This window comes from Corynebacterium matruchotii, from assembly GCF_011612265.2.
Taxonomy (GTDB): Bacteria; Actinomycetota; Actinomycetes; order Mycobacteriales; family Mycobacteriaceae; genus Corynebacterium; species Corynebacterium matruchotii.
The window spans coordinates 256889-272539 of the sequence record NZ_CP050134.2; the positions used below are offsets into that span (position 1 = coordinate 256889).

A 15651-nucleotide genomic window follows, 5' to 3' on the forward strand; every position below is an offset into this window, starting at 1 on the left:
AGTTTTTAGCGGAGCTCATTTTTCATCACAATTTCAGAAGGGACTAGCTTGTGACCCAAACAACGCATTCGGTGTTATTGACCGCGATCCGCCGTCGCCTTGACCAGGCAGAAGTGGCGGAATTCGCCGCCGCGTTAGGCCTTGACATCACGCCGCTCGTGCCAGCAGGGCACGATGAACCGACCATTGCGGACGTGCTGAAACATGCGCCGGCTGGTCCCGTTCTTTACACCGGTACCGGCAACCTTAACTTTGATGCGCGGGCCGCTGCGGCGTTGGGTGTGCCACTGGTGCTACAAACCCCGTCGGAATCGTTGTCGACCGCATTGGCGCGCGTTGAGGCCCGCGACCTGGGGGCATCGATCGCGGCAATCATCATGGGCGACCAGCCGCTCACCGCGGCGGTGACGGCGGCGCAAGAAACCCCGGCCGAAATCGTGATGACCGCAGACGTGTTCGAAAACTGGTTGTTGGGTATGGCGAAAAAGCATCGCGCCCACATTGTGCTCCCCGAGGGTGACGACGATCGGATCCTCACCGCGGCCGGCATCCTCTTAGCGGAAGACGCATGTGACCTCACGATTCTTGGTGTGCCTGAGGAAGTGGCCGCCCGGGCCGCGGAACTGGGGGTTACGCTGGATGGCGCCACTCTGGTGAACCCGTGGGCGGATGATGATCCCCACCGAGAAGAATTCGCACAACAATTCTATGAGCTGCGCAAAACTAAGGGGGTGAGCCTGGAGCAGGCGCGGGAAACCATGACGGACATCTCCTATTACGCCACCATGATGATCCACAATGGGCTGGCGGACGGCATGGTGTCTGGCGCATCGCACACCACGGCGCACACCATTAAACCCTCCTTCCAGATCATTAAGACCAAGCCGGGCGTGTCCGTGGTGTCCTCCGTCTTCCTCATGGTCATGCGCGGCCGGCTCTGGGCCTTCGGCGATTGCGCGGTCAACCCCAATCCCACCGCGGAGCAGCTCGCGGAAATTGCGGTGGTGTCCGCGGAAACCGCATCCCAATTCGGCATTGACCCCCGGGTGGCTATTCTCAGCTATTCGACGGGCACCTCCGGCAGTGGGCCAGACGTGGACCGGGCTATGGCTGCCACCCGCATGGCGCAGGCCAAGGCCCCGGAATTGCTGGTGGATGGGCCGTTGCAATTCGATGCGGCCGTCGACCCGGTGGTGGCGGCGAAGAAACTCCCCGAATCGCGGGTGGCTGGGCAGGCCAATGTGTTTATCTTCCCCGACCTAGAGGCTGGTAATATTGGGTATAAGACCGCGCAGCGGACCGGACACGCCCTGGCGGTGGGCCCCATTCTTCAAGGTTTGAACAAGCCGGTCAACGACCTGTCGCGGGGTGCAACCGTGGCGGACATTGTGAATACGGTGGCGATCACCGCCATCCAGGCTGCCAGCAGCAAGGAAGCAGGGGAGGAATAAGAATGTCGCTGGTATTGGTGCTTAACTCTGGATCATCGTCCATTAAATTCCAGCTGGTGGACCCGGACCAACACGCCACGGATGAGCCCTTCGCCTCCGGACTGGTCGAACAAATTGGCGAACCAATGGGGCGGGTGACGCTTAAACATGCGGGCGAAAAGCATGTGGTAGAAGCCCCCATTCCCGACCACACGGTTGGTCTGGACCTGGCGTTCAAACTCATGGCCGAACACGAATGCGGCCCGACCGATGTGGAGCTCGTGGCCGTGGGGCATCGTCTTGTGCACGGTGGCCTGGTGTTCAGTAAACCGGAACTCATCACCGACCAGATCGTCGACCTGGCCCGCAGTCTCATCCCATTGGCCCCACTACATAACCCGGCTAACATTGATGGCATCGAGGTTGCGCGCAAACTCTTGCCCGATGTGCCACACGTGGCGGTGTTTGATACCGGCTTCTTCCACGGCATGCCGCCGGCCGCGGCGCTCTACGCCGTGGACAAAGAGCTGGCGGCCGAAACGGGTGTGCGTCGATACGGCTTCCACGGCACCAGCCACGAATACGTGTCCAACAAGGTTGCCGAACTCATGGAGCTGCCCAAAGCGGCCATCAACCAAATCACCCTCCACCTCGGCAACGGGGCATCCTGCGCCGCTATTAAAGGCGAGCAGCCCATCGACACCTCCATGGGCATGACCCCCCTCGCCGGGCTGGTCATGGGCACCCGGTCCGGCGACGTTGATCCGGGCATTGTCTTCCACCTGCACCGCACCGCGGGCATGCCCATCGACGACATCGACGAACTATTAAACAAAAAATCCGGGGTGAAAGGCATCGCTGGGGTCAACGACTTCCGTGAACTCCGCCGCATGATCGAGGAAGAAAACGAAGACGCCTGGCTGGCGTACAACATCTACATCCACCAGCTGCGCCGCTACATCGGGTCCTACATGATCTCCCTGGGTCGGGTCGACGCCATCACCTTCACGGCCGGCGTGGGCGAAAACGACAGCTTTGTGCGCGCTGACGCCCTGGCCAACCTGGAAATGTATGGCATCAAGATCGACCCCGAACGCAACGCCCTGCCTAACACTGGGCCGCGGCTGATCTCCGCCCACGACTCGGTGATTAAGGTATGGGTGGTGCCCACCAATGAGGAGCTCGCCATCGCCCGCTACGCCAAAGCATTCGCCTAATCGGCAGCTTTACGACGGGGGCAGCATGAGAAAAAATCAGGTGGGTGCCCCCGTCGGCCAAACCCTCATAAGAATAATAGGACTGGGCGGAACAAGGTTTTTGGTCAAGAAATTCGGAAATCTTGACCAAAAATTTACCTAAAAATCCCAAACTGGGATAAGGCCAACAAAACCCTGAAAATCACCTAAGTTCCCTGGTGGCGGGGTGTACCTTTAATGGCATGAGCAGCCTCATTGATGCCTACGCCCGACTAGCGCCCCGCGCTAGCGAGCTCCTGCTCACTATTAAAGAAATCGGCATCAACAAAATCGAGCTGGCCACCCGACTCGACGTGTCCAGTGCCACCGCCAGCCTCATGATCTCCGTGTCCAAAGCCTTCACCCCAGAAGAACTTGGTCAGGGGGTTGGACTCAGCTTCGAAAAATTCCGCATCATTGCCACCAGCGGAAAGAAAATCGCCAACCCCGACATTAATCGGGAACAATTCCGAAACGACCTCATAGAAGCTGCCCACGAACTTAGTGTTGACGAACTCAAAGAACACATCGTCGACAAGCTAGCAGCATTAAACAAAGGGTACAATCGTGCGCGCAAATGGCACCTACGCTACGCCGCCACCGCCGACCCTGACGGCATGAGCCACATGCTCATGAAAATGCCCGCGGAACAAGCCGAACAGCTACGCACCTCACTCACCCCCGAAGCCCGAACCCTCGTGCAGCAAGGTGCCGCAGTCGATGAAGCCGAAGGCCACGCAAAAGCTTTAATACGGCGGGTGCTCCACGGTTATGACCTCACCAAACTCGAACACGTCGAAGACTGGGAAGACCCCAACAATCCCCGAGACCTTCGGCAACGCCCCTGCATCATTATTCCCGACTGGGAGCACACCGCCCACATTGATGGAACCGTTGTCGACACCAATGGTGTTGTCATCCCTATTAAAGACTTGGTTGATCGTCGAATAGCTAAATACGGGTTCGCAGTCACCGTCTATAATGACGCCAACGGTGTTATGCGGCCCCACGACGTCCTCCCCATTAAACGACTCGCCGACGCCGACGACCGGTTCATCAGCATCCTGTCGCACCTCGTCTGCCAACACCCCGACTGCCGGGTGCCGGCCGTGCGCTGCGAAATCCACCACATCCAATCCTTCGCTTCCGGCGGGCCCACCACCCCGGAAAACCTGTGCCCTCTCTGCCGCGTCCACAACCTCCTCAACGATGATAAACCCGACGAAATCCGGCACGGGCGCGTCTTTAATGACCCCAAAACCGGGCTCACCTGGTATGAAATGCCTGACGGACGGATCCGTCGCAACCGAGCCCGCAGCAACGAACGCGGCCTCAGCGCCTACTGCGCCCGCATGTGCAAAGAAGCACTCACCGAACTCCACCGGCCCGGATGGATGCCACCCAGGCCACCCCGAGAATAAGCAGCCAAAACCATTCCTTTAATAGGCCGTGGCCAACAGGGTTACCGGCCCTAAAACCATGTCCGAGGCCGAATCTTATTGCTCGTATCCACCAACTGATACCGGTGAGCCGCCGTTGGAGCGCTTCGCGCCTGTAGCCGCAATGCCCGCTCCAACCCCCGCCGCAGCCCTAACTGGGTAAACGGATAATCAAACAAATCATTCCGGCTCGCCGAAGCCTCAAGCCCCTCCAACCGCAACCAATGCAACGCCGCATTAAGGACCGCGATCTGTACCTGCAAAAACCGCGGCTCATTCGTGGGAATCTCCTCCAACCGGCGGGCAGCCCGACGAATCCGCTGCTCATTAGGCACATCCGACACCAGGTACAACACGCTCGTCAACTCCGCCATCCGCCGATGCATTGACGAAGCCGGTACCTTATCCAACGCCTGCACCGCCACATCCACCTGCCGCTCCGCCATTAACTGCCGCGCCAGGCCAAACCCCGAACTCACCGTCGCCGGATTCGTCGCCCACACCAGCGAATAAAGATAAATCGCCTTATACCGCAACACCGCCGGGTCCTGCGTCAAATGAGTCCACAGCCCAGCCAGTTCATTCACAATCTCACCCTTTAATGAGGCCACCTCAATAGCCGTGGCTGGCTGCAATAATGGTTTATTGTCCATGCCCTTCGACTGCAAAATCAACTCGCACACCGCCGCCCGGGCCAATTTTGGGGCCGCCTCCCCCGGCAAAATATTAAACACCTTATTAAAGGCATCCTGGGCCGGGAGGAAATCGTCGAGAAGCAAACTGGTGATCCCCGAATACCATTGATACCGCCAATCATCGCCCAGCGACGACTCTAGCTTTTTCAACCAATCCTTGCTCTCCGTGGTAAACCCAAGATCTAATAGGGAGCGAATAATGCCCAAGGGGATCTCCTTGCTCTGCGCAAACTTCTCCCGCGCCATGGCCTCCCGCATCGTCTCCAACGCCTCCGACGGCTCAGTGTAACTAGAGCCCGCAATCATTGCCGCGCCCGGATCACTACGGTCTAATAGGGGCACATGCAGGGCAGCCACCACCTCCGGCGGGGTAATACGCACACTCCGCTCAATACCATCAATAAGCTGATCCGTTTTGAACACAATATGCTTCGTGCCAAATGTGGAACGCTGCGGCGAAAACAATGAATGCTGCGCCGGAAACTGCCGACCATCATGCACCGCAAGATATTCCCGTAACACCCCATACAACTGGGTTGTCAACTCCTGCACCGTGGAAAACCGCTGCTTCGGATCTGGGTCCGTGGCCCGCCTTAATAGGCGGTAGTACGACAAATACTGTGCAAACAGCGGCTCCTCGTCCGGGCCAGGCAACCCCGGCGCGTATGCCCCATCCTTCTTCGGCATATTAATGGTCATGGCGGCCAGGGTGCGGCCGACGGTGTAAATATCACTGGCCACACTGGGGCCCTCAGTAGCCACCTCCGGGGCCTGAAACCCCTTCGTGCCGAAAATATAACCAAACGCCCCAATGCCGGTGACCGCACCCAAGTCGATCAGCTTGACTTGGTCTTCTGTCACGATAATGTTGTCCGGTTTGAAATCGTTGTACACTACGCCGCGCGCATGCAAATACTCCAGCGCCGGCAAGGTTTCCAAAATATATCCGATGGCGATGTCGATGGCGAACACCCCGCCAGGTTGCTCTTGACGACGCTTACGCAACGACGGACCCGGCACATACTCCATGACAATAAAACCGGCCGCCACCCGGGGGTCATCAATAAAATTGTAGGCCTTCACAATCACCGGATGGGTGATGTCGGCTAAAAACTCGCGCTCCGCAATGGCCGCCCCAATATCATGCGGATTCCCCGACCCTATTAAACCTTTGAGAACCACAACCCGGCCGGACACATTCTGATCCTGCGCAAGATAAATCCAGCCCATGCCACCATGGGCAACCACCCCTAAAATCTTATATTGGTTAGCAACAATATCGCCTTCCTTTAATAGGGGAGGTTCCAGGTTTGTGGTGGCCGGATCCATGAGGCGGGTTTCTTTAATAGGGACGAAGGGGAGCCGAACCATGCCATTCGCAACTGACCTGCCCTCCCGGGTGGTGCTGCGTCGGGAACGAAACGTGTTTAATGCTTCGGTGCGGGACCTGGCAGATGGGTCGGGGAGGGGATCGTCGTCATCGTCGTCAAAGGGATTGAAGGGTGCGGCCGCCGTATTAAAGGTATCGTCATCGTCGTCGAAGGGGTTGAAGGGGACCGCTGCGGTTTGCGGTTGGGTGTGGTCGGCTGTGCTGTGTGGTTGGGTGTGGTCGGTGTCGGTCATGGGCGTTGTGGGGTTTCTTTGCGGTAGTGGGTGGCCGGTGGGGTTTGGTCGGGAAGGTAGGCGCTAAACCAGTGATTATAATATTTTTGCCAGGTGCCATCACCGTAAATGCGTTCCAGGGTGGCGTTGATTTGCCTAATGAGGCCGTCGGTGTGGTGTCGGTAGCCGGGTTTGGCGGTGGCAATGCCGTAGTTTTCGTTGCTGAGCGAACCGCCCTCGATGGTGGTGAAGGGGTCTTGAGCGGACATGCCGGACAGGATAACGTCGTCAGTGATGACCGCACTGGCCTGGTTTTGCTGCATGACAATGAGGCAGTCTGCCGACGAGCGAACGACGACGAGGTCGCTGGTGGGCGCTAAATTGCGGGCGTAGTGGATGCCGGTGGATTGGCTAGTGACGCACACCGGGCGGCCGCCGATTTCGGAAATTCCTTTAATAGCGGAGGATTTGTGGACCAGGATTTTTGTGGAGCCTTTGAGGTAGGGGGTTGAGAAAAATACTTGGTCTTGGCGGTCACGGGTGATGGAGAGCGTGCGGATGGCCATGTCGATTTGGTGGGATTCGAGGCTGTCGATCCAATTGGCGGAGTCCACATAGCGGAATTCGATTTTGGTGGGATCGCCAAAAATATCGGCGGCGATTTCTTTCGCAATGTCCACTTCGAATCCTTGGAGTTCCCCGGTGATGGTATTGCGGAAGGATAAGAGGTTTTGGGACTGGTCGATGCCAACAATGAGGCGGCCCCGGCTGATGATCTCCGGTACCCGCTCTCCCGGCGACCGATTATCGGGGGCTAAACTCCCTAATAGGTTGGTGGTGATGATCTTATTGGGGGGTTCGGCGCCGGCCCGCTCAATGGTGGCCCCCTGGGGGAGGGGCACGAAAGGGAGGGAGTCGCTGGTGGGGGCGGTGGCGGTACTGGTTTCGGGGGTGCGGGCACAGCCGGCGGTGAGACTGACGATGAGCAGTAGGCAGGTGAGGAGGATGCGGTTGGTCATTAGAGGTATTCCTGCAATCGGGGTCGGATGCCCAACCAGAGGCAAAATACTGAGAGGAGGGACAGCATGAGGACCATGGTGGAGACAAAGGTGGAGGCGGCAATGCCCTGGTTGATGTAGGAACGCATCGTGCCGCGGGTGGCGTCGATAAGCGTGGCGAGCGTGCTATCAAGCTTGGGGTAGGAACTTTCCTCATTGGTTTGCAGGGCCAGGCGTTGGGCGCGCTCGTAATCGCCGGCGTCGAGGGCGGCAATAATGTGGTTATGCGCATCCACCCACCGGCCCAACGCGATTCGGGCGGCATCGGCGGTGGGCCCAGAAAACCCAGCCAAGGTTTTTTCCACACTGTGGGCGGCGGCCTCGAACGTGTTCGTGGAATCCTCTAATGATTGCCGCCACACCAAGGCCAGCATTTCCTGCGTGCGGGCCTGCTGCGCCATCACCCGCGCGTCCGTGAGGGCGTTCAACGGCGCCGCGGCCCGCTCGTAGCCCAAGGATCCGGTGCGCCACGTGATTGCGTTCGCCGTCCCACCCCACAACGTGGCCACCACCATGAGCACCGACGCGCACAACATCCCCCTATTAAGGCGCCGGTTCGTGATGCCGGCCAACCAAATCTGTCCCACAAGCAACGCTATGAGCGCCACAACCAGCCCAGTCAGCGGCACCCACAATGGTTCCGTCAGCGCTTTTTGTTGCTTGTCGACGTTCTGTCCAGTCAAAACATTCAACTGGGAGGCCGCTGGCAACAGATCTTCCCGCATCAGCGTTGACGCCTCCGACATGTAGGCCACCCCCATCGGATTCCCCTGCTGATTATTCGCCCACGCCGTCTCCACCAGCCCCGTGTACACCGGCAGTTTCTGGGACAAGTTCTCTAATAGGGCGAGCTCCGGGTCCCCCGTATTAAAGCCTGTGGCCGCCTGGGCGATCGCCTTCCCCGCCCGCTGGTAGGACCGCGCATAATCCGACCTGGATTGGGAGGAAGCATCCCCCACCAGCACGAAACTGGATGAGGCGGCCGTATCCGCCGCCGACAGGTTCGCGTACAGGCTTTGCGCCACATAGTTCACTGGCTCCGTGTTATTAATGAGTGTGTCAAAACTGGCGCGCCGCTCTGCCGCCATGGTCGACATGGACCAGCCCGCCGAAGTGATAATCACGCTGAGCAGCACCACCATGGTGGTCATTTTGCCGGGCGTGGTGAGTAAAAACCGGATAAACTGTTTCGCCCACCGGCGGGGATAGCGCACATACCCGTACCACAGACGACGTGCAATCGTGCGCCGCCGAGTCACCTGGTCTAACCACTGGTCCTGGGTGACAGGGTGTGGTGGAGTCATTCGGTCAGTGCTCACTACTTGGGCCTCAACAGTTTGAATTGGTATTTGTTTAAAGGATAGAGGATATGCAAAACCGAATGGCTTACGGGTGCGAGGTGGTGTTGTGCGCGGCGACGGTGACGGTTGGGTCGAAACCCCCATTGGCCCCAGGTGGGGACGGTATGGTGCCGCTGGATTACTGCTGTATTCCGTGAATAATGTGGGGGAGATCGTGATTCTGCTACAACACCGGGCGACGTGGGTGGCGCAGGGGGACACGTGGGCGCTGCCCGGCGGCGCACGGGACAGCCACGAAACCCCGACCCAGGCGGCCCTGCGCGAGGCCTGGGAGGAGGCGGGTATCCCGCCGGCAGGGGTGCGCGTCGACAAGCAGAAAACCACGGCGGTGGCTGGGGCTTGGTGCTACACGACCGTGATCGGCTTCATAAAAAATCCTTTAATAGGGGAGGGGAATGCGGAAGCACACGAACACCGGTGGGTACCCATAAACGAAGTAGACACCTATGATCTTTTACCCGGATTTGCTGCTGCATGGCCCGAACTGCATAAATGTGTGCAAGAATTGCTGATATGATTCAAGTGCAAGGCTTATCCAAACAATATGGGCATGTCCGCGCCGTTGACGACCTATCCTTCACCGTACAATCAGGCATTGTTACAGGATTCCTTGGGCCCAACGGCGCCGGTAAATCGACCACCATGCGCATGATCCTCGGGCTGGACACCCCCACATCGGGCACCGCGCTTATCGACGGGGTCCACTACACCAGTATTAAAAAACCCCTCCACAAAGTGGGGGCCCTGCTGGATGCGAAAGCCGTCCACCCCAACCGTAGCGCCTTCGACCACCTCACCTGGATCGCCCAATCTAATGGCATACGCAAATCTAGGGTCATGGAAGTCCTCGACATGGTGGGACTTACCGGGGTCGCTAAGAAAAAGGCCGGTGGGTTCTCCCTCGGCATGGGACAACGCCTTGGCCTAGCCTCTGCACTACTCGGTGACCCGGAAATCCTCATCCTCGACGAACCCGTCAACGGCCTCGACCCGGAGGGCATCCGCTGGGTGCGGGAACTCTTGCGCGCTCTGGCCGCCCAGGGCCGCACCGTGCTGGTCAGCTCTCACCTGCTGAGTGAAATGTCGCAAACTGCCGACCATCTCATTGTTATTGGCCGCGGCAAACTCGTGGCCGACAGCTCCACCTACGACTTCATTAAAAAACACTCGGCCACCACCATTCTGGTGCGCACCACCGACAACAATCGCATGGCCGAAGTGCTCACCGCGGCCGGTATCGAATTCACCAAGGAAGTGGACGAAGAAAACCGGCCCACCCTCCACATCCCCGAACAAGACCCGGCCCACATTGGCCACATTGCCTTCGTGAACAAAATCGAACTGCAACTCTTGGGCGAACGCCACGCCTCCCTGGAGGAAGCATTCATGGAAATCACCGGCCATGCCGTCCAATACCAAGCCAAGGAAGGAAACTAACCCCATGAATACTTTTCTTTCCGAATGGACCAAACTCGTGTCCACCAAGGCCATCTACTGGACCACCGGCCTCTTCCTATTCTTCGGCGTCGGGTTCGCCGCGGTCTACGGCCTGGATGTGCCGGCCGACCCCATGGTCAAACTTTGGACCGGCATGGACATCCGCATTATTAAAGCAACCTCCGTCGTGGCCGCCGTGGCCGCTCTCAGCTTCTTCGTGACCATTGTGCAGGCCACCATGGTGGTCACCAGCGAATACCGCCACAACTACCAGTCCGTAAGCTTCATGGCCACCCCCAACCGGCTCAAGGTGGTCATGGCCAAATGGTTCCTCTACTCCATCTTCATTGCCATCCTCACCTTCGTCACCGTCCTGGCCAGCCTCTACATGACCAAACGAGTGTCCGGTGAGCTTTCCTCCACCCTGCCGGTGTGGTCCGATGAAGGCGCCATCCACGTTCTGTGGGGCTACCCGGTGGCCGCCGTGCTGCTTGTCACCTTCACCCAGGGCGTGTCGTGGCTGCTGCGCCAAACCGCCGGCGCGATATCCATCATGGGCCTGTGGTTCTTCGCCCTGGAAAACCTTTTGGGACTCCTGCCCAAAGTGGGCAAATATATCGTCAAATACGGGCCCATTAATAACTTCAACGCCTTCCTCACCAAAACCTCCATTGATGACATCCAATGGGATTACAACGGCTCTATTGCGTATTTCGGTGTGTGGGCGGTAGTCATCTTTATCGCCGGGGCGATCGTCGTGAGGCAACGCGACGCTTAGAGCTTTTCGACACCCCAGGGTACAATAACGCCCGCTATGTCTGAAAAACCTATCACACTCACTGGCGGCCTTCTGGCCGGCCTGGCCCTGCTCTCCGCCGCAGGGCCGTTTTCTATCGACATGTACTTGCCCGGGCTGCCGCAACTCGGCCGCGACCTGGCCACCACCAACGCCCAGCTCACCCTCAGCGGGTTCATGATCGGCATGGCCACCGGCCAGCTCATCATCGGCGTGCTCTCTGACACCTTTGGCCGGAAACGCTTCATCGTCGGCGGCGCCGCCCTGGCCCTTATCACATCCCTGCTGTGCGCCATCGCCCCAAACATTGGCGTGCTCATCGCCGCCCGCTTTCTCCAGGGGCTCGGATCCGGCGCCTGCGTGGTCCTCGCCCGCTCAATTATCCCCGACATCACCAGCGGTGTCGCTGCCGCGAAAGCGTTTAGCTGGATGGGTATCATCAGCGGCATCGCCCCCGCCGCTGCACCCGTTCTGGGCTCCCTGCTGGTGTCCTCCTTGGGCTGGCGCGGTATCTTCTACGTGCTCGCCGGCATCGCCGCAGCCCAGCTCCTCGTGGCCCTCTTCGTCATCCCGGAAACCCGACCGCCGGCCAACCGCACCCCATTAAGCTTCGGATCGTTCACCGCAGTCATCAAGGAACCCGTGTTTGTCCGATACGCGCTGGTCGTCGGTTTCGGATTCGCATCCATGTTTGCCTACATATCCGCATCCTCCTTTGTGATGCAGGAAATCATGGGGCTCAGCCCCCAAATTTTCGCACTCGTGTTCGGCACCAATGCGCTGGGGCTCATGGTGGGCGGCGCCCTCAACACTCGCCTATTAGACCGGTTCCCCGCCGCCGCCATCCTGAAAATCGCCCTCATTATCATGACGGTGGCAGCCACCATAGTGCTGGTTTGCGCCCTGACTGGCCTGCCCCGAATCCCGTTCTTCCTCGCCCTGTTCTTCGCCGTCATGCCGCTATCCCTCGTCATGGGAAACGCCACCGCCCTGGCGGTAGCGGCGGTGCGAACCCGCGCCGGGTCGGCCTCATCGGTGATGGGGTTTGGGCAGTTCCTCCTGGCTGGCCTGGTGTCCCCACTCGTGGGCATGGTCGGCGGCAGCCAGGCCGTGGGCATGGGGGTCTGCATGGTGGGGGCCGCCGTGGTGGCGGTGATGATGTTTGTGCTAGCCCGCCGCGCCGACTAATAGCATTTCGTGAGGGAGGCCTGGGCCAGGCTGCACACCGCAGATTTTTGCAGCTTCCATTTGCCGTCCAGGTATTGGAAACCGGAGTTGGGGAAGGTCCATGAACCCCAGTTGCCGGGGAATGCGACGGTGATGGTGGCGGTGGCGTGATCGCCGGTCTGCACAATATCGGTGACGTCGAGGCTGGGCTGCCCGGTGGTGTTCCGCATGCGGACTATCTCGCTGAGGGTGGTGCGGGCGGTTTTGCCGTCCGCCGCCCATTCGGCGCGGTCTACCTGGCTGGCGCCGGGGTCGGTGGCGGCGCCAATGGCGTCGAGCAATTGTTCCTCGGTGGCGACGGTGGTTTGCCGGGTTTGCGCGGCGACCTGCCCCGCCCCCGCGGCCTGACCTGTGGCTTGTTGCGGTTGGGTTTGGGCTGCCGTCCCCTGGGCTTGGCCGGCGCGGGCCGTGGGCTCCGGGGTGCAGGCGAGGGCGCTGGCTTGGGCGCGGCTTGTCGACGCGCTTGACGACGTAGCGGCCCGCGAACTGGTGGCGGACGCGCTGGTGGAGGCACCGGTCTTTCGGGTGCTGGTGGCCGCTGTGGTGGTGGTTTTCTTTGCCGCATTTTCTTCCATCACGGCCGCAAGCCGCGCTATTCGGGCCTCGTCACGTTCATTGCCGTATTTGAGGGTGTAGAGGGCCGCCACGGCGGTGATGAGTGAGGCCACCGACATCACTACGGCCGCGATTGTGAGGATGGTGAGTTGTCTAGAATTATTGTTCTCGCTCATAGGTTCTATTCCTTGTACTGTTGCGGGAACAATCGCGCAACAACAGACATGTCATTAGGTGAAAGCCTTAAGAGGTCAGAATAATGTCATCTAAGGTTGCTTATCAAGACGCTAAAAATACCCCTATAATATTTTGCTACCAAAGTGAGTGGGGCATTATGGAAAGGAAGGTAAGGATAAATCAGCGTTTTTGGTGATGACCTGTGGTTAATTCAGAAGAACTATCACCACCCGGCCGGCTACCCCCGAAAGGGTGGCGTCGACAAGCTTATTGCAGCGCCGATGTGAGCCGCATGATGTTATCCACATAGCGTCGGGCATAGCTGCGGTTATTCCACTCATCCAGCGTCAACTCGGTCGAATTGCGCAGGTATTCATTGGTCAAATCGTCGAGCTGCGCAATAATATTGCCGCGGGTTATCATGAGCGAGACCTCATAATTCAGGCCAAAACTGCGCATGTCCATGTTCGACGACCCGACCGCCCCCACCGCATCCGGCGAATCCGGGTCCGCCAGCACATACTTCGAATGCAAAACATAGGGCGCCTTATACAGGTAGATGTGCACCCCGGCCTCTAATAATGCCTGGTAATAGGAGGATTGGGCGTGGCCAACCGCGAACTGGTCCGCCTGTTCGCTCACCAAAAGCTCCACCCGTACCCCGCGGTAGCAGGCCGACGTCACTGCCTCCAGCATGGATTCGTCGGGGATGAAATACGGTGAGCACATCACCAACCGTTCCTTGGCATGGTGAATGATGGAATTAAACATGCGTAGGTTCGGCTCCGTCGAATACCCCGGACCCGACGGCACTAATTGCACCACATTGACCTGATCGTGGTCGATCTCGGGATGCGCCTGGTCTACGATTTCTAAAAGCTCGTCCGACTCCATGAGCCAGTCCACCGCAAAGATCGTATTCATGCTGGCAATGACCGGGCCCGACAGCTCCACCATCACATCAACCCAATGCCGCCCCTCCCGGATATTCTTGGGCATGAGATAGGAAGAATCAATCATATTGAGGGAGCCCAGGAACCCCCGCTCCCCATCAATAATCAGCATTTTCCGGTGGTTGCGCAGGTCTGGGCGGCGCCATCGCCACCGCAGCGGCAACAGGGGCAGCATCAAATACCACTCCACCCCAATGGCGTCCAGCCGGTGGCCCAACTTATGAAACCCCGGGTATTTTCTGGACCCAATATGGTCCAGGAGCAGCCGCACCTTCACACCCCGCTGCACCGCCCGGGCCAGCGCCCGGAAAAACACATCGGTCGTGTTATCCCAGGCCACAATGTAAATCTCCACATGCACATAGTGTTTGGCCTTGTCCACAGCCTGGGCCATTGCGGCAATGGTTTCCTCATAGTTGGAATGCACGCCATGGTTCGTCCCCGTGACCGCCGGCATGGCGGTGAGGGTGCGGTTGAGCTTAATAACGGAAGCCAACTCTGGGTTGAGGTTCACCACCCCCTCCGGGTAGTCCGGCACATTCTTGTGCACGTTAATGATTTGCTGCGTCGCTGCCTCCTGCACCCGGTGCCGCCGCTGATTAATATAGGGAGAACCCATAGATAAAAACAGGGGCAATCCCAGGTATGGCAGGGCTAGAATCACCAAGAGCCACGCATTCGACGATGATGGCCGCCGGTTTTCCGGCACAAACCCAATGGCCACCAGCTTGATGCTGTAATCAATGATGAGACCAATTGTTTGCCATTGACCTAGTTCGATATTGATGTTCATGCGATATCACCACCGGTTTCCGTCGGAGCATCGTGGGAATCCGCGGCTGGGTTCGCAGTTGTGCGTGCCGCCGCGCCAGCACCGGCCGCGGCGCCCGTGACGATGGGTGCGTCGTAGTCGTAATCCACCACCACCGGCGCGTGATCCGAGGCGCCTGTCCCGGAACGCTCCGCCACATCAATGAAACTGCCGGTTGCGTGCAGCCCGCGGGCCAATTGGAAGTCGATGAGCATGCCCTCGTTCTTGGGGAACCGGCCAGCCTTATAATCCCAATAGCTGTAACCGCTGGTGGGGGAGGTGACCGTCAGGCCGGCTTCGATGAGCCCGGCAAACGCCTGCCGTTCCGCCTCGGTGACATGGGTGTGGTCAATGAAAGCGGTGATGTCCCACACATTGGCGTCGGTGGGAGCAATATTGAAATCGCCTCCCAACACCAGCGGTTGGCTGCTTGGCTGCTCCGGGTCGCCCGCCTGGTCTTCCACATGCCGGGCCAGGGCATCAAGCCACCGGAGCTTATAGTCGTAATGCCGATCCGCTATCGCACGTCCGTTCGGAACGTAGAGGGACCAGACTCGCACCCCACCGCAGTCCGCGGAAATGGCCCGGGCCTCCAGGTTTTGCGGCTTCTTGGGGTCTTTAGCAAAACCCGGCTGGTGGGGAAAGGACGTTTGGATGTCGGCAAGCCCCACTCGGGAGAGGATGGCTACCCCATTCCACTGGTTGAGGCCATGGTGCGCAATCTCGTAGCCGGGGAACGCATCGAATGGAAACTGTTTGTCCTTACACTTGGTTTCTTGCACCAATAGCACATCAATATCAAGGCGGGCGAGGGCCGCCACTATTCGATCCACGCGGGTGCGGACGGAGTTTACGTTCCAGTTAGCAATGCGCAT

The 15651-nt window shown here is 58.9% G+C and carries 13 protein-coding genes; 7 read left to right on the plus strand and 6 right to left on the minus strand.

The window, feature by feature from the left end; genetic code table 11:
- Nucleotides 1-50 precede the first annotated feature (50 nt).
- The 3 genes from pta to HBA49_RS01090 all read left to right on the plus strand — a co-directional run bounded on the left by pta (nucleotide 51) and on the right by HBA49_RS01090 (nucleotide 4086).
- Nucleotides 51-1451 carry a phosphate acetyltransferase gene (pta, locus tag HBA49_RS01080; RefSeq protein ID WP_005525347.1) on the plus strand — a complete coding sequence of 467 codons (1401 nt, stop codon included), beginning with the start codon at nucleotides 51-53 and terminating at the stop codon, nucleotides 1449-1451.
- Nucleotides 1452-1453: 2 nt separating this feature from the next.
- Nucleotides 1454-2647 (plus strand): acetate kinase, encoded by a 1194-nt coding sequence (locus HBA49_RS01085; protein ID WP_005522878.1) that lies wholly within the window; start codon nucleotides 1454-1456, stop codon nucleotides 2645-2647.
- A gap of 221 nt (nucleotides 2648-2868) precedes the next feature.
- A complete protein-coding gene (locus tag HBA49_RS01090; RefSeq protein ID WP_005522879.1) occupies nucleotides 2869-4086 on the plus strand; it encodes an HNH endonuclease signature motif containing protein in 1218 nt (405 codons plus the stop codon).
- A gap of 50 nt (nucleotides 4087-4136) precedes the next feature.
- Here the strand turns inward: HBA49_RS01090 and HBA49_RS01095 are convergent, their stop codons facing one another.
- Genes HBA49_RS01095 through HBA49_RS01105 form a run of 3 tightly spaced genes read right to left on the minus strand, consistent with a single transcriptional unit; the run spans nucleotide 4137 to nucleotide 8763 of the window.
- Entirely contained in the window at nucleotides 4137-6422 is a 2286-nt protein-coding gene (locus HBA49_RS01095; protein WP_005525093.1) for a serine/threonine protein kinase, read from the minus strand.
- Nucleotides 6419-7420 carry a transporter substrate-binding domain-containing protein gene (locus tag HBA49_RS01100; RefSeq protein ID WP_005524942.1) on the minus strand — a complete coding sequence of 334 codons (1002 nt, stop codon included), beginning with the start codon at nucleotides 7418-7420 and terminating at the stop codon, nucleotides 6419-6421. The genes HBA49_RS01095 and HBA49_RS01100 overlap by 4 nt, the downstream gene beginning before the upstream one ends.
- The gene (locus HBA49_RS01105; RefSeq protein ID WP_005525445.1) at nucleotides 7420-8763 is read right to left on the minus strand and encodes a hypothetical protein; all 1344 of its coding nucleotides are present in this window, start codon (nucleotides 8761-8763) and stop codon (nucleotides 7420-7422) included. The genes HBA49_RS01100 and HBA49_RS01105 overlap by 1 nt, the downstream gene beginning before the upstream one ends.
- Nucleotides 8764-8866: 103 nt before the next feature.
- Here HBA49_RS01105 and HBA49_RS01110 point away from each other — a divergent pair, with 103 nt between their 5' ends.
- Genes HBA49_RS01110 through HBA49_RS01125 form a run of 4 tightly spaced genes read left to right on the plus strand, consistent with a single transcriptional unit; the run spans nucleotide 8867 to nucleotide 12241 of the window.
- Entirely contained in the window at nucleotides 8867-9337 is a 471-nt protein-coding gene (locus HBA49_RS01110) for an NUDIX domain-containing protein (protein ID WP_040431794.1), read from the plus strand.
- Nucleotides 9334-10257, plus strand: coding sequence for an ABC transporter ATP-binding protein (locus HBA49_RS01115; protein ID WP_005525484.1), 924 nt, complete (start codon nucleotides 9334-9336; stop codon nucleotides 10255-10257). The genes HBA49_RS01110 and HBA49_RS01115 overlap by 4 nt, the downstream gene beginning before the upstream one ends.
- Nucleotides 10258-10261: 4 nt before the next feature.
- Nucleotides 10262-11035 (plus strand): multidrug ABC transporter permease, encoded by a 774-nt coding sequence (locus HBA49_RS01120; protein ID WP_005522894.1) that lies wholly within the window; start codon nucleotides 10262-10264, stop codon nucleotides 11033-11035.
- A gap of 36 nt (nucleotides 11036-11071) precedes the next feature.
- On the plus strand, nucleotides 11072-12241 hold the full coding sequence (locus tag HBA49_RS01125; protein WP_005525181.1) for a multidrug effflux MFS transporter: 1170 nt from the start codon (nucleotides 11072-11074) through the stop codon (nucleotides 12239-12241).
- Here the strand turns inward: HBA49_RS01125 and HBA49_RS01130 are convergent.
- The 3 genes from HBA49_RS01130 to HBA49_RS01140 form a co-directional block, all read right to left on the minus strand.
- Nucleotides 12238-13011, minus strand: coding sequence for an MTB12 C-terminal domain-containing protein (locus HBA49_RS01130; protein ID WP_005524896.1), 774 nt, complete (start codon nucleotides 13009-13011; stop codon nucleotides 12238-12240). The two genes, HBA49_RS01125 and HBA49_RS01130, sit on opposite strands and share 4 nt — an antisense overlap.
- Nucleotides 13012-13279: 268 nt before the next feature.
- A complete protein-coding gene (gene cls, locus HBA49_RS01135; protein WP_005522070.1) occupies nucleotides 13280-14758 on the minus strand; it encodes a cardiolipin synthase in 1479 nt (492 codons plus the stop codon).
- On the minus strand, nucleotides 14755-15651 hold the full coding sequence (locus HBA49_RS01140; RefSeq protein ID WP_005525443.1) for an exodeoxyribonuclease III: 897 nt from the start codon (nucleotides 15649-15651) through the stop codon (nucleotides 14755-14757). The genes cls and HBA49_RS01140 overlap by 4 nt, the downstream gene beginning before the upstream one ends.

What these genes read in the sequence shown, in the direction of transcription:
- HBA49_RS01130 (WP_005524896.1), bottom strand. Translation starts at nt 13,011, where the DNA reads ATGAGCGAGAACAATAATTCTAGACAACTCACCATCCTCACAATCGCG.
- HBA49_RS01115 (WP_005525484.1), top strand. Translation starts at nt 9,334, where the DNA reads ATGATTCAAGTGCAAGGCTTATCCAAACAATATGGGCATGTCCGCGCC.
- HBA49_RS01090 (WP_005522879.1), top strand. Translation starts at nt 2,869, where the DNA reads ATGAGCAGCCTCATTGATGCCTACGCCCGACTAGCGCCCCGCGCTAGC.
- HBA49_RS01140 (WP_005525443.1), bottom strand. Translation starts at nt 15,651, where the DNA reads ATGCGCATTGCTAACTGGAACGTAAACTCCGTCCGCACCCGCGTGGAT.
- HBA49_RS01085 (WP_005522878.1), top strand. Translation starts at nt 1,454, where the DNA reads ATGTCGCTGGTATTGGTGCTTAACTCTGGATCATCGTCCATTAAATTC.
- HBA49_RS01100 (WP_005524942.1), bottom strand. Translation starts at nt 7,420, where the DNA reads ATGACCAACCGCATCCTCCTCACCTGCCTACTGCTCATCGTCAGTCTC.
- cls (WP_005522070.1), bottom strand. Translation starts at nt 14,758, where the DNA reads ATGAACATCAATATCGAACTAGGTCAATGGCAAACAATTGGTCTCATC.
- HBA49_RS01120 (WP_005522894.1), top strand. Translation starts at nt 10,262, where the DNA reads ATGAATACTTTTCTTTCCGAATGGACCAAACTCGTGTCCACCAAGGCC.
- HBA49_RS01125 (WP_005525181.1), top strand. Translation starts at nt 11,072, where the DNA reads ATGTCTGAAAAACCTATCACACTCACTGGCGGCCTTCTGGCCGGCCTG.
- HBA49_RS01095 (WP_005525093.1), bottom strand. Translation starts at nt 6,422, where the DNA reads ATGACCGACACCGACCACACCCAACCACACAGCACAGCCGACCACACC.
- HBA49_RS01105 (WP_005525445.1), bottom strand. Translation starts at nt 8,763, where the DNA reads ATGACTCCACCACACCCTGTCACCCAGGACCAGTGGTTAGACCAGGTG.